The 19,917-nt window shown below is 63.6% G+C and carries 20 protein-coding genes, 1 tRNA gene and 1 riboswitch; of the genes, 9 read left to right on the plus strand and 12 right to left on the minus strand.

Going from position 1 to position 19,917, the window contains the following annotated elements; genetic code table 11:
- Positions 1–135: 135 nt before the first annotated feature.
- The 3 genes from API01S_RS26450 to API01S_RS29265 all read right to left on the minus strand — a co-directional run bounded on the left by API01S_RS26450 (position 136) and on the right by API01S_RS29265 (position 2,508).
- Complete coding sequence (locus API01S_RS26450) at positions 136–876, minus strand: DUF6270 domain-containing protein (protein WP_050729097.1); 741 nt, start codon at positions 874–876, stop codon at positions 136–138.
- Positions 877–878: 2 nt separating this feature from the next.
- Positions 879–1,823 carry a hypothetical protein gene (locus tag API01S_RS26455; protein WP_156329869.1) on the minus strand — a complete coding sequence of 315 codons (945 nt, stop codon included), beginning with the start codon at positions 1,821–1,823 and terminating at the stop codon, positions 879–881.
- Between the two features lie 529 nt (positions 1,824–2,352).
- Positions 2,353–2,508: a hypothetical protein gene (locus API01S_RS29265; protein WP_156329870.1), complete on the minus strand. Its 156-nt coding sequence runs from the start codon at positions 2,506–2,508 to the stop codon at positions 2,353–2,355.
- Positions 2,509–2,946: 438 nt separating this feature from the next.
- On the opposite strand from API01S_RS29265, the gene xth reads away from it, so the two are divergent.
- Together xth and API01S_RS26465 are read left to right on the plus strand one after the other, a co-directional pair.
- Entirely contained in the window at positions 2,947–3,729 is a 783-nt protein-coding gene (xth, locus tag API01S_RS26460) for an exodeoxyribonuclease III (protein ID WP_050729099.1), read from the plus strand.
- Positions 3,730–3,798: 69 nt separating this feature from the next.
- Positions 3,799–3,874, plus strand: a tRNA-Ala gene (locus API01S_RS26465).
- Positions 3,875–4,058: 184 nt separating this feature from the next.
- On the opposite strand, the gene API01S_RS26470 is transcribed toward API01S_RS26465, so the two are convergent.
- On the minus strand, positions 4,059–5,510 hold the full coding sequence (locus tag API01S_RS26470; RefSeq protein WP_061306537.1) for a sodium:solute symporter family protein: 1,452 nt from the start codon (positions 5,508–5,510) through the stop codon (positions 4,059–4,061).
- A 97-nt stretch (positions 5,511–5,607) separates the two neighbouring features.
- Positions 5,608–5,713, minus strand: a riboswitch (TPP riboswitch).
- A 106-nt stretch (positions 5,714–5,819) separates the two neighbouring features.
- Between API01S_RS26470 and API01S_RS26475 the strand changes: the two genes are divergently transcribed.
- Both API01S_RS26475 and API01S_RS26480 read left to right on the plus strand, forming a co-directional pair.
- Positions 5,820–6,602 (plus strand): 3-oxoacyl-ACP reductase, encoded by a 783-nt coding sequence (locus API01S_RS26475; RefSeq protein ID WP_061306538.1) that lies wholly within the window; start codon positions 5,820–5,822, stop codon positions 6,600–6,602.
- A gap of 5 nt (positions 6,603–6,607) precedes the next feature.
- A complete protein-coding gene (locus API01S_RS26480) occupies positions 6,608–7,894 on the plus strand; it encodes an LLM class flavin-dependent oxidoreductase (RefSeq protein ID WP_050729101.1) in 1,287 nt (428 codons plus the stop codon).
- Between the two features lie 221 nt (positions 7,895–8,115).
- Here the strand turns inward: API01S_RS26480 and API01S_RS26485 are convergent, their stop codons facing one another.
- The 3 genes from API01S_RS26485 to API01S_RS26495 form a co-directional block, all read right to left on the minus strand.
- Positions 8,116–8,325 carry a hypothetical protein gene (locus API01S_RS26485; protein WP_050729102.1) on the minus strand — a complete coding sequence of 70 codons (210 nt, stop codon included), beginning with the start codon at positions 8,323–8,325 and terminating at the stop codon, positions 8,116–8,118.
- Positions 8,326–8,535: 210 nt separating this feature from the next.
- On the minus strand, positions 8,536–9,546 hold the full coding sequence (locus API01S_RS26490) for an Lnb N-terminal periplasmic domain-containing protein (protein WP_050729103.1): 1,011 nt from the start codon (positions 9,544–9,546) through the stop codon (positions 8,536–8,538).
- Positions 9,533–10,216, minus strand: coding sequence for a MarC family NAAT transporter (locus API01S_RS26495; protein WP_050729104.1), 684 nt, complete (start codon positions 10,214–10,216; stop codon positions 9,533–9,535). The genes API01S_RS26490 and API01S_RS26495 overlap by 14 nt, the downstream gene beginning before the upstream one ends.
- A 269-nt stretch (positions 10,217–10,485) precedes the next feature.
- Between API01S_RS26495 and hutG the strand changes: the two genes are divergently transcribed.
- Together hutG and API01S_RS26505 are read left to right on the plus strand one after the other, a co-directional pair.
- Complete coding sequence (gene hutG / locus API01S_RS26500) at positions 10,486–11,289, plus strand: N-formylglutamate deformylase (RefSeq protein ID WP_050729105.1); 804 nt, start codon at positions 10,486–10,488, stop codon at positions 11,287–11,289.
- Positions 11,290–11,329: 40 nt separating this feature from the next.
- Positions 11,330–12,343: a LysR family transcriptional regulator gene (locus API01S_RS26505; RefSeq protein ID WP_050729106.1), complete on the plus strand. Its 1,014-nt coding sequence runs from the start codon at positions 11,330–11,332 to the stop codon at positions 12,341–12,343.
- 4 nt (positions 12,344–12,347) lie between these two features.
- Here the strand turns inward: API01S_RS26505 and API01S_RS26510 are convergent, their stop codons facing one another.
- From API01S_RS26510 to API01S_RS26525, 4 genes are all read right to left on the minus strand, one after another.
- The gene (locus API01S_RS26510) at positions 12,348–13,289 is read right to left on the minus strand and encodes an electron transfer flavoprotein subunit alpha/FixB family protein (protein ID WP_050729107.1); all 942 of its coding nucleotides are present in this window, start codon (positions 13,287–13,289) and stop codon (positions 12,348–12,350) included.
- Positions 13,289–14,038, minus strand: coding sequence for an electron transfer flavoprotein subunit beta/FixA family protein (locus API01S_RS26515; RefSeq protein WP_050729108.1), 750 nt, complete (start codon positions 14,036–14,038; stop codon positions 13,289–13,291). Before API01S_RS26515 ends, API01S_RS26510 begins: the two co-directional genes overlap by 1 nt.
- A gap of 71 nt (positions 14,039–14,109) precedes the next feature.
- On the minus strand, positions 14,110–14,817 hold the full coding sequence (locus API01S_RS26520) for a HutD/Ves family protein (RefSeq protein ID WP_061306539.1): 708 nt from the start codon (positions 14,815–14,817) through the stop codon (positions 14,110–14,112).
- Positions 14,818–14,821: 4 nt separating this feature from the next.
- Complete coding sequence (locus tag API01S_RS26525) at positions 14,822–16,009, minus strand: NAD(P)/FAD-dependent oxidoreductase (RefSeq protein WP_050729110.1); 1,188 nt, start codon at positions 16,007–16,009, stop codon at positions 14,822–14,824.
- A gap of 266 nt (positions 16,010–16,275) precedes the next feature.
- Between API01S_RS26525 and API01S_RS26530 the strand changes: the two genes are divergently transcribed.
- Genes API01S_RS26530 through API01S_RS26540 form a run of 3 tightly spaced genes read left to right on the plus strand, consistent with a single transcriptional unit; the run spans position 16,276 to position 18,839 of the window.
- Positions 16,276–17,274 (plus strand): aliphatic sulfonate ABC transporter substrate-binding protein, encoded by a 999-nt coding sequence (locus API01S_RS26530; RefSeq protein ID WP_006218908.1) that lies wholly within the window; start codon positions 16,276–16,278, stop codon positions 17,272–17,274.
- Positions 17,275–17,298: 24 nt separating this feature from the next.
- The gene (locus API01S_RS26535; RefSeq protein ID WP_167351745.1) at positions 17,299–18,063 is read left to right on the plus strand and encodes an ABC transporter permease; all 765 of its coding nucleotides are present in this window, start codon (positions 17,299–17,301) and stop codon (positions 18,061–18,063) included.
- On the plus strand, positions 18,051–18,839 hold the full coding sequence (locus API01S_RS26540; RefSeq protein ID WP_006218906.1) for an ABC transporter ATP-binding protein: 789 nt from the start codon (positions 18,051–18,053) through the stop codon (positions 18,837–18,839). The genes API01S_RS26535 and API01S_RS26540 overlap by 13 nt, the downstream gene beginning before the upstream one ends.
- An 84-nt stretch (positions 18,840–18,923) precedes the next feature.
- On the opposite strand, the gene API01S_RS26545 is transcribed toward API01S_RS26540, so the two are convergent.
- Entirely contained in the window at positions 18,924–19,868 is a 945-nt protein-coding gene (locus tag API01S_RS26545) for a LysR substrate-binding domain-containing protein (protein WP_061306540.1), read from the minus strand.
- Positions 19,869–19,917: the final 49 nt, after the last annotated feature.

The following is a 19,917-nucleotide window of genomic DNA, read 5'->3' on the forward strand; positions in this document are numbered from 1 at the left end:
CCATCGCGCTTGCCGCTCAGGCCCCTGCGACGAGGCAGCCGCGTTACTGATTGGGCGGACCATCAGTCAGAGTCAGCGGCAACAAAGTTCGGCAGCACGGTTGCAAAGTGAAGGCGGATTGACCGCGTGATCCCATCACAGACCCAATTTGGATATTTCTGCCGCCGCCACTTTGAGCTTCCTTAGTGTTTCCAAAGACAGCTCTTCAGTAAAGTGAAACGGTTCTGGAGACCATTTGTGTTTATCAGGGCAGGCCATTTCGTCCCCATACCGAAAGAACTGATGCGGTTGCAGATCTTCGGACATCCGGCTGTACATTTTATCGAGCATGACATTGGATGCCTGGATACTATCAACGCTTGCACTTCTAAACAGAGCACCTGTCACGGTTCGCTCTTGCAATTGAACGGCGTTCACCCTGACCTTATGCAGCATTCCTTGCTGAGAAAGCAGCGCAACCAGGGCCTTCCAGCCATCGGTCCAATATTGCATGAATAGATCCGAGCCTGATGGTATTACCGTGTGGCCCGGAATCTCATTGGGCGCACCCGTCGCGGCGAATTCGTTGGTCAGTGTGCAGAATTTTCCCGGGGCAGTTTCCAACAGGTCGAAGCGCTCGTCTATAAGGTCTACAAGGAAAACATCTGTTTCCATGAGCGACAACAGGCTTTTAGTCGACTTGGCTATATCCAGTTGGACCAGGCGTTTCTGAAACGGAGACGACAGCTTTTCGCTGAAATGGTCGGCGAAAGGCGGTTGGGCGAACACGCTTCCAATCGACGTTCTGGCGATGTAATCCACAAGAGTGAATTCTTCTTTTGTGGCTAAATCGAGAGCGTCTCTAGATACACAACTTCCCAGAATAAAAACTTTCATGTCTATTTTTTGGAAACAGCCGAAAGATATATTTTTTCGGCAGCAGAAAAGCCCGAAGTCTGAATTTCAGCGTTATTAGCTTTTACCTCTGGCCAGATTTTCTTTAGCGCCTGGGCCCCATGCATCACCGATTCGTCTCTCGTAAGTTCTGCCAAGCTTTCGGCCAGAAGCATCGCTCTTTCCTGGCCGTAGTCCGGATACACCGGCATCTCCACACAATAAGAGAAATACCTGTTGTCGTAGACTTGGCTTTCAAGCAATGACCCCATCAGCCGCGTAGACTCGGCAATGGCATCGTCGTAAAAATCCTGCTTTGTCATTTCCCGAAAGCGCATGAGTGTGAACAGTGCGTGGATGTGGCCATTGAACACGCGAGCCAGATTCCACTTGCCATTTTTCATGTAATCACACCAGGCAATACTTTCAAGCTCACTTTGGAATACGTACTCATGCAGCCACATGCCTTCTTCAACTTGGCTACACAAGGGCACTGGCGCATCAACGTCCACTGAAGTCATCAAGAGCCGATCCGCCAACAGCAGATATCGTTCCTCTCGCGTTGCTTCGTACAGATAAAGAAGGCCATGCGCAGTGACGTTGTTCATGAACGCACCATAGAAGGCGGGCTGCATGTACACCCAAAGATACTTGCATTGGAAATCATTCCGAACGTACCGGTATTGACCCATGCTCTCAATGTGAGGTGCAACGATTGACATTAGATAGTCAGCCATTTTCCGCATGGTGTCGCTCAAACCGTGCACCCGTACATAGCCCAGAACGGCGCTACAGTTTTTGGAAAAACGCCAAGGGCTGAATGCTTGGTTGTACTTTGTGAGGTAAAGCTCATCCCAACCGAATCGAGGTGCATCTGAACCTTCGACGTTCCATCCATCAGGGGAAGGCGGAAAAAGCATGTTCGCAAAGTCTATTTTTTCTATGGTCATAGCGTGTTCGAGGTGCAGAACATTCCAATCAACTATTTCGAGCTGCGGACGGAATGGGGGGACTACAACAGGCATTAGTGCGTCGGAGTCGGCGTGTATCGGCGTGATGCTACCAAATTACAGAATGCTCTGAAGTAGGACCTGAACAGGAACGGGCGCCTGAGGGTAGCGCCATGACATGAGTAGTTTGCAGGGAAGTCGCCAAGCAACTGCATGCCGAATGCAGGTAGCTAAACCCCATATTTTCCCTAAAGAGTGCGATGAGTCCGCGCACGGAAACGTGTTGGCCGGCCACCGCCCCGGAAAGGGCGGATGTGACCGCGACCCGGCTTTCGAAGCCACGGTGCAAATTTCGCGCTATTGATCGCGGCGCTGATCCCGCACCGGAGAAGCCACACCCTGGCAGGCCCGATTTGAACGTGACGTCTTCGCAACCGCATGGGTCACTTGCGCAGGTTTTCCCACCGACGCAAAACCAAGCGCGGCAATCATCGTTATTGTTTACGGCGTACCTGGCAGGCCTATCGGGTCAGTGCTTCGCCGGAAAATCCGCTGGCCAGCGCATGCGGCGCGGGGCTTCCGGCGTATCCCTATCCTGCGGCTTCCCAGGCGGTTTTTCCGGACGCGACGAGTCTTGAGCCTCGTCCGGCTTTTCGGGGGTCTTCTTCTTCTGGGTATCGCTCATCTGTAAAACCTCGATGCAGTGATGTGTGCCTGATAGCCGCTTGCGCCATCGTCGCATGGATTGAGCGCACTCCGCAGGCCCTTGCGGCCTAGTGCGACAGCAGGATGGCGAGCCCGACCACTATCAATACTCTTCCTAGCATCCAGCACCGCCTGGCCCAGCGCGACGGCGCGCCGCGCGCTGAGCTACCAGCAGGTCGCGTGCCTGAGCCGGATCGTCCCGAAACGCCGAGCCCACGCGAGGGCCCCGGCTGCGAACAGCATCCAGGCCGCTGCTCGAAAGATGCGAACAGAACGATGCAGCACGAGCAGGTATCATCTGGCCTTGTCCTCGGCGCCCGCCAACCACGCTCCGGATGCGTAGCCAGTGAGTCGCCAGACCGGGTTTTTGGAAGGCATCCCCCCCGAGAACCGCATAAACAAGCAATCTACAACAATCATGAAATTAGCTACCTGGAACGTGAACTCCCTGAACGTGCGCCTGCCGCAGGTGCTGGATTGGCTGGCCGCCAATCCCGTTGATGTGCTGTGCATCCAGGAACTGAAGCTGACCGACGATAAATTTCCCGAGGCGGCTTTCAAGGAAGCGGGCTACCACGCGGTCTGGGCGGGGCAGAAAACCTATAACGGCGTGGCGATCGTGTCGCGCATGCCGGGCACGAAGATGGTGCGCAACATCCCCGGCCATGACGATCACCAGCAACGCGTCCTGGCGCTGACCTTTCCCAGCCCCGAAGGCGACGTGCGCGTCGTTTGCGCGTATTGCCCCAACGGGCAGTCGTTGGATTCCGAGAAATACCAGTACAAGCTGGCCTGGTTCGAAGCCATGCGCGAGTGGTTGGCCGAAGAAATCAAGCAGTACCCCAGGCTGGCGGTGCTCGGCGACTACAACGTCGCACCCGCCGATGAAGACGTGCACAACCCCGAGAAATGGGAAGGCCAGGTGCTGGTGTCCGAGCCCGAACGCGCCGCGCTGCGCGCCCTGCTGGACTTGGGCCTGACTGATTCGTTCCGCCTGTTCGAGCAGCCGGAAAAGTCGTTTTCGTGGTGGGACTACCGCCAATTCGCGTTCCGCCGCAATGCCGGCCTGCGCATCGACCACGTGCTGCTGTCGGCGCCGCTGGTCAAGCGCTGCGTCGCCTGCGTCATCGACAAAGAGCCGCGCCGCAACGAACAGCCGTCGGACCACGCTCCGGTGGTCGCCACCCTGGAATTTGCCTGAAAAAAATTTGCGATGCGCCGTATTGCGCGGCGCTTTATAGTTCAGGTATAGTTTTGCTCTTGCTTGATTGGGGCGGTAGCTCAGCTGGGAGAGCGTCGCGTTCGCAATGCGAAGGTCGGGAGTTCGATCCTCCTCCGCTCCACCAATATTCCAGACGGAAAAGCCTTGGACACTACAACGTGTTCCAAGGCTTTTTTGTTTTCCAAAACGCTTGGAACGACTGCGGTTTGGAACGACGGCGGCTTGGGACGACGGCAGTGCGCCCCAAGCCCCTCTGCCCTACCCGATGCGCCCGCCACCCACTGCGGGCATCGGCATCGGCATACACATCAAGCCGCGTCCTTGTCCAAGCGCCGCACCGCCGCGCCCAGCGTTGAAAAATCAAACTCCTGGACACCTCGACGCGCCAACCGCAACAGCACGGTCGTCAGCACAGGCACGAACGCCGCCAACAGAAACGACTCCAGCAGGAAAGTCGGTTTGTCACCCGGCGCGGGAAAGAAAAACAAGCCCGCCGCCAGGCCGGCGACCGTGGAAACCGTGGCGGTCAGGCCATCGTGCTTGCGGCTGAAGAGGCCATAGAACACCGGAAACGCGGCCGCCGAGCACAGCAGATCGGCCAGCAGGAACAGATACAGCACGCTATAGCCTTGCGAGGCGACGACCATCACCGGAATCGCCAGCAGCAACACCGCCCAGCGGGCAAGCCGCTTCATGTCCCGGCCGCTGGCGCGCGGCATCAGCCGGCGCATGTCCACCGCCACGATGCTGGACACCGCGCTGATGGCGGTGTCGGCCGTGCTCATCACCAGCGACAGGCCCAAGGGAATCAAGGCGATCACGAACCAGGCGGGCGCGTGCGGCATGATGACGCTGAACAGCGCGATGGAACTGTCGCCCTGCGGCGCCAGGCCCACGAACGCCAGGCCGAACAGTCCCATCAGGAAGATGAACGGCGCGGCCAGGATGCCGCCCAGCAAGAAGCCATTGCGCATCGACCGCGCGTCTTTCGCGGCGTAGATGCGCTGCCAGTTGCCCTGGTGAAAAATCCCCGTGAGCAGGATGGCCACGAAGAAAGTCAGGCCGGCCTTCACGCCGACCCGGTCGGTCAGGTCGAGCAGTTGCGGCGCCTTCGCCTGCAACGCCTGGATGGTCGGCAGCGTGCCGCCCGCCGCCTGCCACCCCACCACGCACAAGATCACCAGCAGCGGCAGGATCACCATCATCTGCACCTGATCGGTGAAGATCGACGAGCGCAGGCCACCATAGGTGGTGTAGAGCAGCGTCGTGCCCATGACGACGGCGGCGGTCGCCCACAGCGGCACGGGCGCCAGCATGGTGACCAGCTTGGCGATGGCCGTGACCTCGGCGGACAGCGCAATGAACAGGTAGAACAGCATGATGAACAGCGCCAGTCCGTACATGGGCCTGCCGTAACGCGCCATCAGGAATTCGGTCAGCGTGTGCCCATGCGGAATCAGTTCGCGCATGCGGCGGCCCAGTGGAATCATGACGAGCCGGGGCGACATCGAGCCCAGCGCGTAGCCGATGACCGCCGCCAGCCCGCCCCAGGTGGCTGCCTGCGCGGGAGAAAACAGTATCCACGCGCCCAGCGTCGAGGCCATCAGCGTGAGGATGGTGCCGAAAGCGCCCTGGCTGTTGCGCGCCACGATGTAGTCTTCCAGCGTGCCGCGCTTGCGCCGCGTGTACAGCACGCTGGCGACGGCAAAGCCGCCCGAGAACAGCAGCAGCCACATCAAGGCGGTGGTTTGAGTCAGCATGGTTTGGCCTCCCTGGTCCGGCAAACGGCCAGACGCGCGTAGCGGGCCCCGCTGGAAGATGGGGCCGCTGATGGTTCAAAGATCAGGGAGGGCGCGCGAGCCGCGCGATGTCCTTCCCTTCGCCGGCATTACCCGGATCAGGTTCAAAGGGTTACCGCGACGACGCGGAATCTCAGCCCATACAGGCTCCCCCAGGAATTGCCGCAAGATTAGGGTCGCGGCAAGGCAATGTCAACGCATGGATTTATGCTAAGTTCGCCCGCTTGCGGCACCTGATTGCGTGCGTGCCGGAGAACCGACGAGTCGACCATGCCCTCTGCACATCCCGCCCCCGCCTTGAACGAACAACTGGTTATCGTGACGGGCGGCGCCCGTGGGCTGGGCGCGCACATTACGCGAGCCTTCCTGCGGGAAGGCGCGAACGTCGTGATCAATTATCTGAACAGCGCCGACGCCGCGCGGGCGCTGGCCGACACCGCGCCCGAACGCGCGCTGGCGGTGCAGGCCGATGTGCGCGACGCGACCGCCGTAGCGGCCATGATCGCGCAGGCGCAAAGCCACTTCGGCAGGCCGGTGACCACGGTGGTCAACAACGCGCTGCCAGCCTTTCAGTTCAACGGCGATGCCCGTCCGCACGCCGATACGCTGACCTGGGACCAGTTGAACCAGCAGATCGAAGGCTGCGTGCGCGGCGCACTGAACACGACCCAGGCCGCCCTGCCCGGCATGCGGAAGGCCGGGGTCGGCCGCATCATCAACATCGGCACCAATCTTGTCCAGAACCCGGTCGTGCCGTATCACGACTACACCGCCGCCAAGGCGGCCTTGCTGTCGTTCACGCGGACGCTGTCGCACGATCTGGGGCCGGACGGCATCACGGTCAACATGGTGTCGGGCGGGCTGCTGCGCACCACCGATGCGTCGGCGGCCACGCCCGAAGCGGTGTTCGATCTGATCGCTGCAAGCACGCCGCTGCGCGCCGTGACCACGCCTGAGCAATTCGCCGACGCCGTGCTGTTCTTCGCCAGCCCGTGGTCGCGCAGCGTCACCGGCCAGAATCTGGTCGTGGACGGCGGCCTCGTCAAGAACTGAACGCCATGCTGCACCTGAACCTGTTCATTTTCGGCTGCGGCCACCACCGCGCCGCCTGGCGACACCCCGACTCGGCGGCCGAACGGTTGGGCGACATCCGCTATTACGAAGCGCTGGCACGCACGGCCGAACGCGGCAAGCTGGACGCCATCTTCTTTGCGGATGGCCAATCCACCGACAACATCGGCGACGGACCGCGCTGGTATCTGGAACCGTTGACGACCATGGCCGCCATCGCACGCGCCACCACGCACATCGGCCTGATCAGCACGGTGTCCAGCACCTTCTTCACGCCGTTCCACGCGGCGCGCATGGTGGCGTCGCTGGACCACATCTCGGGCGGACGCATGGGCTGGAACGTGGTCACGTCCATGTTCGACGCCGAAGCGCGCAACCACGGTTTCGAGGCCATGCCCGGGCACGACTGGCGTTACGCGCGCGCCGAAGAATTCGTGGACGTGGCGTTGCGGCTGTTCGATTCGTGGCAGGACGATGCCCTGGCCATCGACCGCAACGGCGTCTATGGCGTGCCCGAGCGCGTGCGCCCCATCGACCACCACGGCGCGCATTTTCTGGTTGATGGCCCACTGACCGTGCCGCGCCCGCCCCAGGGCCATCCCGTTCTGTTTCAGGCCGGCGCATCGGACCAGGGCCGCGACCTGGCGGCCCGTCGCGCCGAAGCCATTTACGCGGTGGCCTACGACCTGCCCGCCGCCCAAGCGTATTACCGCGACATCAAGCAGCGCGTGCGCGCCGCGGGCCGCAGCGCCTTCGTGCCGATCATGCCGGGGCTGGTCACTTATGTCGGGTCCACCGAGGCCGAAGCTCGCGCCAAGCAGCGCGACCTGGACGTGCTGCTGCCCAGCGACGCCTCGCTACGCCAGTTGGGCACCTTCGTGCTTCAGGATTGCAGTAACTGGGAACTGGACGCACCCGTACCCCCGCTGGTTCCCTTGCACGACTTCAAGGGCCCCAAGGGCCGCTACGCCACCATCTTGCGCATCATCGAAACCGAACAACCCACCGTGCGGCAACTGCTGGGACGCCTTGCGGCCGGTGGCGGACATTGCACCATGGTGGGCACGCCCGAACAGATCGCCGACCAGATGGAACACTGGTTCCGCAACGAAGGCGCGGACGGCTTCAACCTGATGCCCCCCTCGCTGCCGGGCGGCATCGATGATTTCGTCGAGCAGGTGATTCCCGTGTTGCAGCGGCGTGGGCTGTTTCGTACCGAGTACGAACACCGCACGTTGCGCGGGCATCTGGGCCTGGATCGGCCGGCGGCGTGACTAGGGCCTATGGCGGCAAGCCGGGGTCCGAATCTATCGGAAGCGAATCTTCGAAGATTTGAGCCGATCCGCAGACAGCCCCGTGACAAGCCGGTTGCCCCGGCTGCCGCTTTTGAACAGCTGTTCAGCTTGGGAAGTTTGGAGATGAGGACGCAGGCGGCTTCCGCAGGGCAGGCGCGGGCCGGTGAAGCGCCGGCAAGCGCCATGGGGGAAGGCCGTGCTCAGCTCGTGGCCGGCGCGGCATCAGGATGTTTGACGGCATGCGCCGGGGCGCGTGGCGCGGGCGGGATGACGCTTGCGCGGGCGGCGGTGCGGCGCAGGGTACGACGGGAGGCGAACCAGTCGTAAAGAGCGACGCCAGGTTGGCGAAGCAGAACGGCGCCCAAGGCGGCCGCGATAAAACCGACAACGATCAGGGTCAGCCAAGACATCTGACGCCCTCCTGGAAAAAAGCAATCCGGCACGGAAACCGGAAGAAAAATTGCGTTTATAAAACTCACATCCTCCGTGGATGGCCCGTACTGTAACGCATTAAACGTGCATTTTTCGTCAATTTTTCGCCTGGAAAACACTGTTCCGTAACGCGGAGAAATGGCTGAGTGGCACAAACCCGCCCAGCTCCCTCCCCGCCGACAGGCCGATCAGTGCCGGATACGCCGGGAGAAAGCGACAGGGTCATCCTCTGCGGCTACCAGGGGCCCCACGTAAGCCCGCTCGCGCAGCACCGCCAGCGGCACGCTCTTGTCCAACCCACCCTGTTCATAAAGATATTCGGGCAGATAGCCCGACAGCAGCAGCCGGTAATCCAGCGGCAGGCCGGGGACGATGGCGTTGACCATGTGATAAACCAGCGTGGTGCAGTTGGCCGTGACCGTGTGATAGAAGCGCGGCGTAGTGGTCAAGGCGTTGGCGGTGTTCACGTAGGACAGAAACAGCTCGCGCATGGCGCGCGGCGGCATGTGCACGGGGTACAGGTAGACGTTTTCGCCGCGCGGACCGGCGCGAACGAAAAGGATGTCGCGCTCTTCAGCGGCTACCACGCTCAGTTCAAACTGCTTGAAGAATCCGCCAATTTCCGAGAATTGCTCTCCGCGTTCCTTGCGGATTTCAACCGAGAAAACCACGTGGCGGCCATCGGCAAAACCGAAGGACACCAAGGTGTGCGCAATGGCCGGCCCCGCCCAGTACGACAGCGCCATATCGACGGACTCGAGTTTGTCCAGATCGTACTGCCGCGTTTCCCAGCGCACGGTGTAATCATCGTCCGCGCGCCAATCGAAATTGCGGACGTTTTCCAGCGTGACGACAGATCCTTGCACGGTCCCGTGCAACATGCGCGCCACGTCATCGGCCCAGACGCGGTCGTTCGATGGCGTCACCATCTGCCACCCTGCGCACAGCAGCGCCAGCCCGATTGCGTATGCCCATCCGGCCCGCCGCCGCCATGGCGGCGCGCGCCACAAGGCAAACATCGCCACGGCGCACAGCACGGCCCACGTCAGACACGCCGCGCCTTTGCCCCACACGCCGCCGGGCATCTGGTACGCCAGCGCCAGGCACCCCCATATCGCGGAGGCCGCCAGCAGCAGACTGAGCAACGCACGCCCCACCACGACCCGCGCCGTCCGCCAACCCGCTTTATCCCGCGACATGCTGGCCCATGATTTCCAGAATGCCGTTGATGACGAATTGCACGCCCATGCACACCAGCAGGAAGCCCATGACGCGCGAAATGGCTTCGACGCCGCTTTGGCCGATCACGGCCACGATGCGGCCCGCCGATCGCAGGCACACCCAGAACAGCAGGCCCAACAACGCGAACACAATGATGGGCGTGACCACAATGACCCACGGCGCATATTCCGGCGTGATGGAGGCGTCGACGGATGCCGCGCCGCTGATGATCATGGCGATGGTGCCCGGCCCCGCCGTGCCGGGCAGCGCCAGCGGCACGAATGCAATGTTCGGCGTCTGCCGCGTTTGCGCATCGGCGGCCGCTTCGGCGGCCAGCGTGCGAGGCTCGGCGGGCGGAAACAGCATGCTGAAACCGATGCTGACCACGATCAGCCCACCCGCGATGCGCAGTCCCGGAATCGAGATCCCGAACGTATGCATGATCCACGCGCCCGCGTAGTACGTGACCAGCATGATGCCCACCACGTAAAACGCCGCTTGCGTGACCTGGCGTTCGCGTTCCTTGTAGGGAATCTGCCCGCCCAGCGACAGCAGCAGCGTCATGGAAGTCAGGGGATTGGCCAATGGCAGCATCAGCGCCAAACCCAGGGTGATCAGCTTGCCCAGTTGGATCAGGTCGTCAATCATGGAACTCCCAACAAAAATAAGGCGCAAAGCGCAACGTGCTTTGCGCAACGGTTCAATCGTGCAACGCACTCTACCTTACACACTTCCGGCCGCCTGTCGACGCCCGGGCTCCCGTCGCACTGCATCACGCTTCCTGATTAACAACATCCATTAAACTGATGCAATTGTCGCGGCCGCGCGCGCTGCCTAGCATACGGGCACCGCAGCGCCGCAGCGCCATCTGCCGCAGTCCCCTGCCGCGCATCCATTTTGTGACCCGGAGTTTTCCCTTGAGCGACCTTTTTCATTTCAGCCGTGGCACCGCCCCGCTGCTGATCTCTATTCCTCATCTTGGCAGCCAGATCCCCGACGCCCAGCGTCCGCACATGACCCCGCTGGGCCTGCAATCGGGCGACACCGACTGGCATCTGGACACGCTGTACCAATTTGCGCAGGCGCTGGGCGCCTCGGTGCTGGGCGCGCGTTACTCGCGCTACGTGGTGGACCTGAACCGCCCGCCCAACGATGAAAGCCTGTATCCCGGACAGACCAAGACGGGCCTGTGCCCCACCCAGACGTTCCGGGGCGAAGCGCTCTACCAGGACGACGCCGTGCTGACCGATGCCGAACGCGCGCAACGGCTGGAGGCTTACTGGCAGCCGTATCACGCCCAATTGCGCAGCGAACTGGATCGCATCAAGGCCGAACATGGCGCCGTGCTGCTGTGGGAAGCCCATTCCATCGCCAGCGTGCTGCCGCGCCTGTTCGAAGGCAAGCTGCCCGACCTGAACATCGGCACGTCCGACGGCGCCGCGTGCGCGCCCGACATCCTGGCCGCCGTGCAGGCGCAACTGGACCATTGCAAGGACTACACCTGGGCCGTCAATGGCCGCTTCAAGGGCGGCTACATCACGCGCCATTACGGCTCGCCGGCAGACAACGTCCACGCCATCCAGCTGGAAATGTGCCAGTCCACCTACATGGACGAAACCTATCCCTACGGCTACCGCCCCGATCTGGCCGACCGGGTCATCCCCGTGGTCCAGTCCATGGTCGAGGCCGCGCTCAAGCAGACCCGCGCGCGCCAGCGTTAAGCGCTCCCTCCCCAAGCCCTTTGCCCAGGACGCGCAGGCGATGAATCGTTTTTCCTTCAGCACGACGGAAAACTATCCGGAATGGAGCCTGCTGCTGACCTGGGTCGCGGTGGTGGAGGCTGCCTCGGTGTCCGGCGCGGCGCGCCTCTTGGGCTTGTCGCAAGCCGCCGTGTCGCAGCGGGTCAAGCAGCTTGAGGCCGCCATGTCGACCGAGCTGCTCGACCGCAGCACCCGGCCGGCACGCCCCACCCCGGCCGGCGACCTGCTGTTCGACCATGCGGCCCGCCTGCTGGCGCAAGCCGGCGACATGACGGAAAGCGTGCGCAACCTGAGCCGGGCCAAGCGCAACATCGTCCGCTTCGGCTGCGTCGATTCTTTCGCGGGCACGCTGGGGCCAACCTTGATCCACGGCTTGTCCGGCGCGTCGCGCCAGATCCGCCTGTGGTCGGGCATCACGCCCGTGCTCGACAAGCAGCTGGAAGACCGGCAGCTGGACCTGGTCGTCACCACCAGCGCGGTGCCGGGCAAGCCGACCATACGCAAGATCAGCCTTTTCAGCGAACCCTACGTGCTGATCGTGCCGCGCTCGATGGACGTGGACAAGATCGGCTCGCTGAAAGAGCTGGGCCGGCGCACTCAATTCATCCGCTACAGCGCGCGTTCGTTCATCGGTGCCGAGATCGACCGCCTGATCGAAGCGCACGACGTCGTGATCGAGCGCACCTTCGAATTCGACAACACCGATCCGCTGTTGAGCCTGGTCACGGCCGGCATCGGCTTTGCGATCAGCACGCCGCTGTGCATCTGGCAGTCGCGCCATTTCGTGGATCAGTTGCGGGTGCTGCCGCTCGCGCCCTATCTGGGCGCGGCCCGCGCCGACGATCCCAGCCTGTCCCGCACGCTGTACCTGGCCTCGCGCCAGCAGGAATTGGGCAAGCTGCCCACCGAGGCGCGGGACGTGATCCTGATGGCGGTGGAACGCCTGATCCAGAAAGACATCGCCCCGGCCCTCGGCCTGCCGCCTGCCACGCTGTGGCGCAGCATGCGGCGGTGACGCGTCAAAGCGTGGCGGTCAGTGCCGGCACGGCTTCGAACAGATCGCCCACCAGGCCGTAATCCGCGACGCCGAAGATGGGCGCATCGCCATCCTTGTTGATGGCCACGATGGTCTTCGAATCCTTCATGCCCGCCAGATGCTGGATGGCGCCGGAGATACCCACCGCGATGTACAGCGCGGGCGCGACGATCTTGCCGGTCTGGCCCACCTGCCAATCGTTGGGCGCGTAACCTGCGTCCACCGCCGCGCGCGACGCGCCCAGCGCCGCGCCTAGCTTTTCGGCCAGAGGATCCAGCAGCTTGAAGTGTTCGGCGCTGCCCAGGCCTCGACCACCCGACACCACGACGCGCGCGCCGCCCAGCTCCGGCCGCTCGGATGCCGCGATCTCGCGTCGTTCAAACCGCGTCAAGCCCAGGTCGGCCACGACGGCGACCGGTTCGACCACGCCACCCGGCCCGGCGCTGGCGTCGGACGCCGCATCGAACGCCGTCGGACGTATCGTGGCGACCACAATGGCGTCGCCGCTTTTCACCGTGGCAATCGCGTTGCCCGCATAGATGGGCCGCTTGTACGTGTCGGGGGCCAGCACGTCGATCACATCGGACACCTGATCCACGTCCAGCAACGCCGCCACGCGCGGCGCAACGCTCTTGCCGAACGTGCTGGCGGCCACGAACAGATGGGTATGACCTTGCGCGCGCACAACCGCCACGGCCTGGGCGGCCAGGTTCTCGGCCAGGCCATCGCCCAGATGCGGCGCATCGGCCCACAGCACTTTCTGCACGCCGTCCACGCGCGCGGCGGCGTCGGCTGCAGCTTGCGCATCGGCGCCCGCCACCAGCACATGGATCGGCATGCCCAGCCGGCCGGCGGCGGCAATGGCGTTGCGCGTCGCGCCGTTCAGCGCGCGGTTGTCGTGTTCGGCAATAACCAGGACCGTCATCAGATCACCTTCGCTTCGTTCTTCAGTTTGTCGACCAGCGTGGCCACGTCGGCCACCTTGATGCCGGGCGCGCGCGCCTCGGGCTCTTGCACGGACAGCGTTTGCAGGCGCGAGGCCGGGTCCACGCCCAGGCTTTCGGCGGTCACGACGTCCAGCGGCTTTTTCTTGGCCTTCATGATGTTGGGCAGCGTGACGTAGCGCGGCTCGTTCAGGCGCAGGTCCGCCGTGATGATGGCGGGCAGCGTCAGCGCCAGCACCTCCAGGCCGCCGTCCACTTCGCGCGTCACGCGGGCCGTGCCGCCGTCGATCTCGATGGCGCTGGCGTTGGTCGCCTGCGACCAGCCCAAGAGCGCGGCCAGCATCTGTCCCGTCTGGCAGGCGTCGTCATCGATGGCCTGCTTGCCCAGAATGACCAGCGCGGGCTGTTCCGTCTGGACGACGGCGCGCAACAGCTTGGCCACGGCCAGCGGTTGCAGGGCGGCGTCGGTCTGCACCAGCACGCCCCGGTCCGCGCCGATGGCCAGTGCCGTGCGCAACGTTTCCTGCGACTGCGCCGGGCCGCAAGACACGGCAACGACGTCGGTCGCCACGCCCTGCTCCTTCAAGCGCACCGCCGCCTCGACGGCGATTTCGTCGAACGGGTTCATCGACATCTTGACGTTGCCAATGTCCACGCCGCTTTGATCGGCCTTCACGCGTACCTTGACGTTGTAGTCAACCACGCGCTTGACCGCGGTTAATACCTTCATGCGAACACTCCTGGGTCGGGAAATCAATCAGCGCCCTGCGCCGCCTGCGCGCAAGCCGCAATAAATAGGGTTCAAGGAAAAGCGGGGGCCGTCACCATCACGTCCAGCAACACCGCTGCCAACGCGCCAGGGCGAGGCGGGTTCGTGGCGATGTAGCGGGTTGGCGCAGCGTCGTCCTCGCACAAGCCGATGGCGTAGTCGCCTGCCGCAAGCAGCGTGTCGTCTGCGCCGGGAGCGACATTCAAACGTCCCGCCTGGATCGCGATGGCGATACGCAATGTCTGTGTCGTCGCGCCGTCTGACGTCAGGTTGCCGGCGTGCAGGACGGGTTGCGTGGCGAGTTGCGGCGCGGGTGGCGAGTCGGGTTGCCGGGTGTGTTGCGACCCTTCCAGCGCCAGCTTCGGATCCTGCGGCGCGCCGATGCACGTCACGCTCGCGCGCGCCGCGCCGCGCAGCACGAACAGGTTCAGCACGCGCACCGGCCCGTCGGTCAGCCGGCAATCGAAGGCAGCATCGCCGGTGAAGGCCGTCGCTACCCCGGGCGCCAGGCAGACCGACTCGTCCCCCGCGCGCAGCGCGACGCCGCCGCCCGTCAGCACCACCGATACGCGGTCATAGCCGGCATAGCGGGAATATGGGCCCGCGCGGTCGATGTCCGCCACGCTGACGCGCCAACGCGGCGGTTGTTGCACCGCGTCCACCGACACCGTGCGCGTGACGCCGCCGCCGTTCTTCCAAGGTTCGGGCGTCAGCGCCAGCCAGCTTGCTTGCGCGCGCATGGCGTCAGGACACGGCGCCAAGGCCGTACTTGCCGGTGAGCAGCGCGCCGCTTTCAAAACGGCCGATGGCATAGGGCGTCAACGAAACGTCGGTGGCCAGCCCCAGCGCTTCCTGCGCCAGCACGCGGCCCACCGTGGGCGACAGCTTGAAGCCGTGCCCCGAAAAACCGAAGCCCACGATCAGGCCTTGCACACCCGGCACGCGACCCAGCACCGGATTCCAATCGGGCGTCACGTCATACACGCCGGTCCATGAAGAGGCCAGGCCCGCCGTCTCATAAGCGGGAAAGCGCGCAGCCACCTGTTCGCCGACTTCCGCCACATAGTCCAGCGGAATATCGCCCTGCTCGGCATCGCTCTTTTGCAAGGCCTCGCCCACGATGCCCTCGCTGACCAGCATCTGGTTGCCGCCATAGCTGCGGCAATACAGCATGCCGGGCGAAGCCAGGTCCTTGAAGACGGGCATGGAATACGTATAGGGCGCGGCGTCGCATTCCAGCGCCAGCACGGCGTGGCGCTCGGGCACCACGGGCATCGCCACCCCCGTCCAGCCTGCCAGTTCCGAGGTCCAGATGTTTTGCGTGCTGATCACGAGCGGGCTGGCGAAGTCGCCGTCCGACGTGGACACGCCCACCACGCGGCCGTCCTGCACCAGCAACTGGCGCACATCCACGTTTTCGCGGATGGTGACGCCCCGGCGTCGCGCGCCGCGCGCAAAACTGGTGGCCACCAGATACGCGTCGGCAAAGCCGGCTTCCGGTTCGAAGCCGATCAGCGCGGCGTCCTCGAACGAGGCAATGGGCAGCAGCTCGTGGGCCTGGGCGGCGTTCAGCAATTCCAGCGCAATGCCCTGTTCGCGCTGCTGCTCCAACGCGCTGCGCAAGGGCGCAAGCTTGTCGTTGTCGGCCGCGCTGATCAGGTAGCCGCACTTGACCAGCCCGCAAGACGCTTCGTCGTCGCCCACGTAGCTGGCGAAGTTGTTGAACACGTTCCACGAACGCTGCGCCAGCTCGACGTTTTCGCGCACCGAATAATGCGTGCGCAAGATGCCGGAGGACTGCGAGGTGGTTCCCGCGCCTATCGTGGCCCGGTCCAGCACCAGCACGTTCTTCGCGCCCAATTCAGCCAGGTGGAACGCCACCGAACTGCCGATCACACCGGCACCAATCACGATCACGTCATAACTTTTCACGACAAGCTCCAAGGACAAGTGGCGCGAGTGTGAACCTGCGTTGCCGGGGCCATCGCAATATAAGCAGCGCGAATACTTAATAGAAGCTGCGGGTGAAATTACGTGCGTGTCGATGGCGGATTGCTTAAGCAGCACGAATTTTGACCATCGCCGATCCTTATATTCATGGCCCCGCGCGATGGCCGGGTGAAAGTCTCGTCTGCCGCACCGCAGAGTGCCGGCGACATGGCTTCCAACCATCTATCTACATCACGTAGGGGAAAAACATGAACATGAATCGCCGCGCCATGCTGGTGCGCACCGCTGCCCTGGCAGGCGCAAGCGCCCTGGGATTTCCGATGATCGGCCGCGCCGCCAACGCGTCGTACACCTATGGCGGGTCGGCCTGGCTGGGTCACTACTCGGCCTACATCGCCATGAAGACCGGCCTGTTCGCCAAGCAGGGGCTGGACATCAAGTGGCAGAGCTTCGCCACATCTTCCGACCGCATGAGCGCCGTGATGGCCGGCAATATCGACCTGGCCGGCACGGGCGTGGTGTCTTCGCTGGCGTTGATGGCAGCGGGCGCGCGCCAGTTCCAGGTCATCGCCACCCCCAACAACTTCGGCCGCGCCGAAGGCGTGCTGGTGCGTGAAGACGTGAAGTCGGTTGCCGACCTGAAAGGCAAGAAGATCGGCGTGACCTATGCGTCCAGCGCCCACGTGCTGCTGCTGGACGTGCTGCGCCAGGCGGGCATGGACCCGGACCGCGATGTGTCCATCATCAACCTGCCGGCCACCAACCTGCTGTCGGCCTACCAGGGCAAGCAGATCGACGCGGCCGTCGCCTGGACGCCGGCGTTCGACCGCATCAAGGCGGTGCCCGGCACGCACGTGCTGCTGGACGACACTGCGTTCTCGCTCTACAAGCAATACGCCATCACGCCCGGCCCGGACGTGCTGCTGACGCACGCCAAGCTGGGCCGCGACAACCCGCAGGCCGTCAAGCAATTCCTGCAAGCCATCTTCCAGGCCAACGCCCTGCTGACCGAACAGCCCGAGGAGGCGGCCAGCGTGCTGCTGGAGCTGACCGGCCTGTCCAAGCCCGAACAGCTGGCCGTCATCCGCCAGACGCAGTGGTATTCCGCCGCTGACCAGAAGGCCCTGATGGTGGACCCGGGCAATTTCGTGACCGGCATGCAGCAACTGGCGCAGATGCTGGTGTCGCTCAAGCAGATCGACAAGGCGCCCCAGGTCAAGGACTGGGTCCAGGCGTCGTACCTGTAAGCCCGGGGCCGCGCCGCTATGTCCATGAGTTCGTCTTCCCGGCAAAACAGGCTGATCTGGGTCAGTGTGTTTTCGCTTGTCGCCTTTCTGTTGCTGTGGGAAGGACTGTGCCGCGCCGGCGCGGTCGATCCCATCTTCCTGCCCGCGCCGTCCCAGGTTTTGGCGCGCGCGATGTCGATGTCCGACCAGGGCACGCTGTTCTACAACGTGCTGGCCTCCACGCGCCGCGTGATGGTGGGCTTTCTGGCGGCGGTGATCGTGGCGATTCCGCTGGGCATCCTGCTGGGCACGTCGAAGGTGGCGCGCGCCGTCTTCGATCCCATCATTTCCTTCTTGCGCCCGCTGCCCTCGATGAGCTGGATTCCGCTGTCGCTCTTGTGGTTCGGCATCACCGAAACGCAGAAGTACAGCATCGTGTTCATGGGCTCTTTCGTGCCGGCGCTGCTCTATGTGATGGAAGCGTCGCGCAGCATCGACCCGGTGCTGGTGCGGGCGGCGCGCAACCTGGGCGCCAACCGGTGGCAGGTGATGCGTGAAGTGCTGTTCCCCGGCTGCCTGCCGCAGATCCTGTCGGGCATGAAGATCATCCTGGGCCTGTCCTGGACCTGCGTGATTTCGGCCGAACTGGTCGCCTCCAAGGAAGGCCTGGGCTTCATGATCATGAACGGCAAGGAATTCTTCCAGACCGACACGGTGGTGCTGGGCATGGTGCTGATCAGTTTCACCGTGCTGGTGACCGATCTGTGTTTGCGGCTTCTTGAACGATGGGTGCTGGCATGGCAGCGATGAACGATACGATGATCCAGCTGACCGACGTGTCCAAGGCCTACGGCGACGTGACCGTGCTGGACAAGGTCAATCTTGAGGTCAAGCGCGGGGAGTTCCTGGTGTTGCTGGGCGCGTCGGGCTGCGGCAAGTCCACCCTGCTCAATCTGATGGCGGGCTTCATCACGCCCAACACGGGCACCGTCGCCATCAACGGCAAAACCGTCACCGACGTGACGGCTGCCTGTGGCATGGTGTTTCAGCAGTACGCGCTGTTCCCGTGGCGCACCGTGCAGGAGAACGTGGAGTTCGGCTTGAAGATGCGCGGCATGTCCAAGGCGGAACGTGCCCCCATCGCGCGCAAGTTCATCGAGATGGTGGGCTTGAAGCAGGCGGCGGACAAGTACCCGCATGCGCTGTCGGGCGGCATGAAGCAGCGCGTGTCGATTGCGCGCGTGCTGGCCAATGACCCCGACGTGATGCTGTTCGACGAACCCTTCGCCGCGCTGGACGCCATGACGCGGCAGGTGCTGCAAGAGCAATTGCTGTCCATCTACGAGCAGAGCGGCAAGACGATTGTCTTCATCACGCATTCGATCGACGAGGCGCTGACCCTGTCCACCCGCATGGCGGTGATGGGGTCCAAGCCCGGGCGCATCGTGCAGGACATCCAGAACGACCTGCCGCACCCGCGCAGCGCGGACGTGCAACTGTCGCCGCGTTTCGTGGACCTGAAGCGGTCGATCTGGGAACGGGTGCAGGAAGAAGTCACGCGCAGCATGGAGCTGACGAGCGAGTGACGGGGGAGCGCGGGACGCGCGGCGTTTCCACGCGCAGCCAAATCGCAATCTGATTGCGGTGCGCGCCCCCAAGAACAAGACTGCTCAGGGCGCGCGGAAGCCCCGCCCTTCTTCCGCCAGGAATTCCACCAAGGCGGGCAGCGAGGCATCCATGGGCCGATTGGCGTGTACGCGCATCACGTAGCCCCAGGACCCCGGCATGCGCAGATGCGGCATCAGCGGCACGAGCCGGCCGCTGGCCAGGTCTTCATCGATCAGCGGCGCGCGTCCCAGCGCGATGCCCACCCCCGCCGCCGCTGCCGCCACCACGGTGCTCAGACCGCTCAACACCATGGGTTCCTGCCAATCGGCATCCGCCAACCCCAGGCGCGGGCGCCAGGTCCGCCAATCGGTTTCGGGACTGTCGATGTGCTTTTCCTCCAGCCAGCGATGTTGCAGGAAGACGCGGGGGTCGTTGCGCTGCGCAGCCGGTATCAGGGTCGGGCTGCACACCGGCACCACGGTCTCCGTCATCAGCGCGATGTCGCCCGGCTCGGCCTCGTGCGGCCCACCGGTACGCACGTGCAGGAACGCCAGGTCGATATCCTGGCTTTTCCAGGCCGGGTCCTGGCTGGCATGCAGATAGACCTGCACCCCGATGTCCGGGTGCAATTCAATGAATCGCCCGATGCGCGGCGCCAGCCACAGCGCCGCCAGCGACGGGTTGGCGGACACGTTCAGCGTGTAGCGGCTTCGGCCCCGCCCCGAGGCGCGCACATGGCGGCAGGCAGAATCCAATAGGGTCAAGGCCTGTTGTACGGACGCCAGCAACTCACTGCCCGCCGGCGTGGTTTCGGCGCGGCGCACGGTGCCGCCCCGCCGCAATAGCGGCACGCCCAGATCCGCCTCCAAGGCGCGCAGTTGATGGCTGACGGCGCTCTTGGTGACGTGCAATTCAGCAGCGGCGCGGCTCAGGCTGCCCAGGCGGGCGACGGCTTCAAAGGCACGCAAGGCGGCCAATGGCGGGGTGCGGGTGGGCAGATCGGACATCGGTTGAGTTTATCTCAACCCATGATTGAAAAACGCTCGCTATCGCTAA

Origin of the sequence: Achromobacter piechaudii NBRC 102461 (genome assembly GCF_001571245.1) — a bacterium.
GTDB classification, from domain to species: Bacteria; Pseudomonadota; Gammaproteobacteria; order Burkholderiales; family Burkholderiaceae_B; genus Achromobacter; species Achromobacter piechaudii.

What these genes read in the sequence shown, in the direction of transcription:
- API01S_RS26450 (WP_050729097.1), bottom strand. Translation starts at nt 876, where the DNA reads ATGAAAGTTTTTATTCTGGGAAGTTGTGTATCTAGAGACGCTCTCGAT.
- API01S_RS26470 (WP_061306537.1), bottom strand. Translation starts at nt 5,510, where the DNA reads ATGCTGACTCAAACCACCGCCTTGATGTGGCTGCTGCTGTTCTCGGGC.
- API01S_RS26520 (WP_061306539.1), bottom strand. Translation starts at nt 14,817, where the DNA reads ATGCGCGCGCAAGCAAGCTGGCTGGCGCTGACGCCCGAACCTTGGAAG.
- API01S_RS26475 (WP_061306538.1), top strand. Translation starts at nt 5,820, where the DNA reads ATGCCCTCTGCACATCCCGCCCCCGCCTTGAACGAACAACTGGTTATC.
- API01S_RS26515 (WP_050729108.1), bottom strand. Translation starts at nt 14,038, where the DNA reads ATGAAGGTATTAACCGCGGTCAAGCGCGTGGTTGACTACAACGTCAAG.
- API01S_RS26455 (WP_156329869.1), bottom strand. Translation starts at nt 1,823, where the DNA reads ATGACCATAGAAAAAATAGACTTTGCGAACATGCTTTTTCCGCCTTCC.
- API01S_RS26535 (WP_167351745.1), top strand. Translation starts at nt 17,299, where the DNA reads ATGAGTTCGTCTTCCCGGCAAAACAGGCTGATCTGGGTCAGTGTGTTT.
- API01S_RS26480 (WP_050729101.1), top strand. Translation starts at nt 6,608, where the DNA reads ATGCTGCACCTGAACCTGTTCATTTTCGGCTGCGGCCACCACCGCGCC.
- API01S_RS26485 (WP_050729102.1), bottom strand. Translation starts at nt 8,325, where the DNA reads ATGTCTTGGCTGACCCTGATCGTTGTCGGTTTTATCGCGGCCGCCTTG.
- API01S_RS26540 (WP_006218906.1), top strand. Translation starts at nt 18,051, where the DNA reads ATGGCAGCGATGAACGATACGATGATCCAGCTGACCGACGTGTCCAAG.
- API01S_RS26530 (WP_006218908.1), top strand. Translation starts at nt 16,276, where the DNA reads ATGAACATGAATCGCCGCGCCATGCTGGTGCGCACCGCTGCCCTGGCA.
- API01S_RS26510 (WP_050729107.1), bottom strand. Translation starts at nt 13,289, where the DNA reads ATGACGGTCCTGGTTATTGCCGAACACGACAACCGCGCGCTGAACGGC.
- API01S_RS26545 (WP_061306540.1), bottom strand. Translation starts at nt 19,868, where the DNA reads ATGTCCGATCTGCCCACCCGCACCCCGCCATTGGCCGCCTTGCGTGCC.
- API01S_RS29265 (WP_156329870.1), bottom strand. Translation starts at nt 2,508, where the DNA reads ATGAGCGATACCCAGAAGAAGAAGACCCCCGAAAAGCCGGACGAGGCT.
- API01S_RS26490 (WP_050729103.1), bottom strand. Translation starts at nt 9,546, where the DNA reads ATGTCGCGGGATAAAGCGGGTTGGCGGACGGCGCGGGTCGTGGTGGGG.
- xth (WP_050729099.1), top strand. Translation starts at nt 2,947, where the DNA reads ATGAAATTAGCTACCTGGAACGTGAACTCCCTGAACGTGCGCCTGCCG.
- API01S_RS26495 (WP_050729104.1), bottom strand. Translation starts at nt 10,216, where the DNA reads ATGATTGACGACCTGATCCAACTGGGCAAGCTGATCACCCTGGGTTTG.
- API01S_RS26505 (WP_050729106.1), top strand. Translation starts at nt 11,330, where the DNA reads ATGAATCGTTTTTCCTTCAGCACGACGGAAAACTATCCGGAATGGAGC.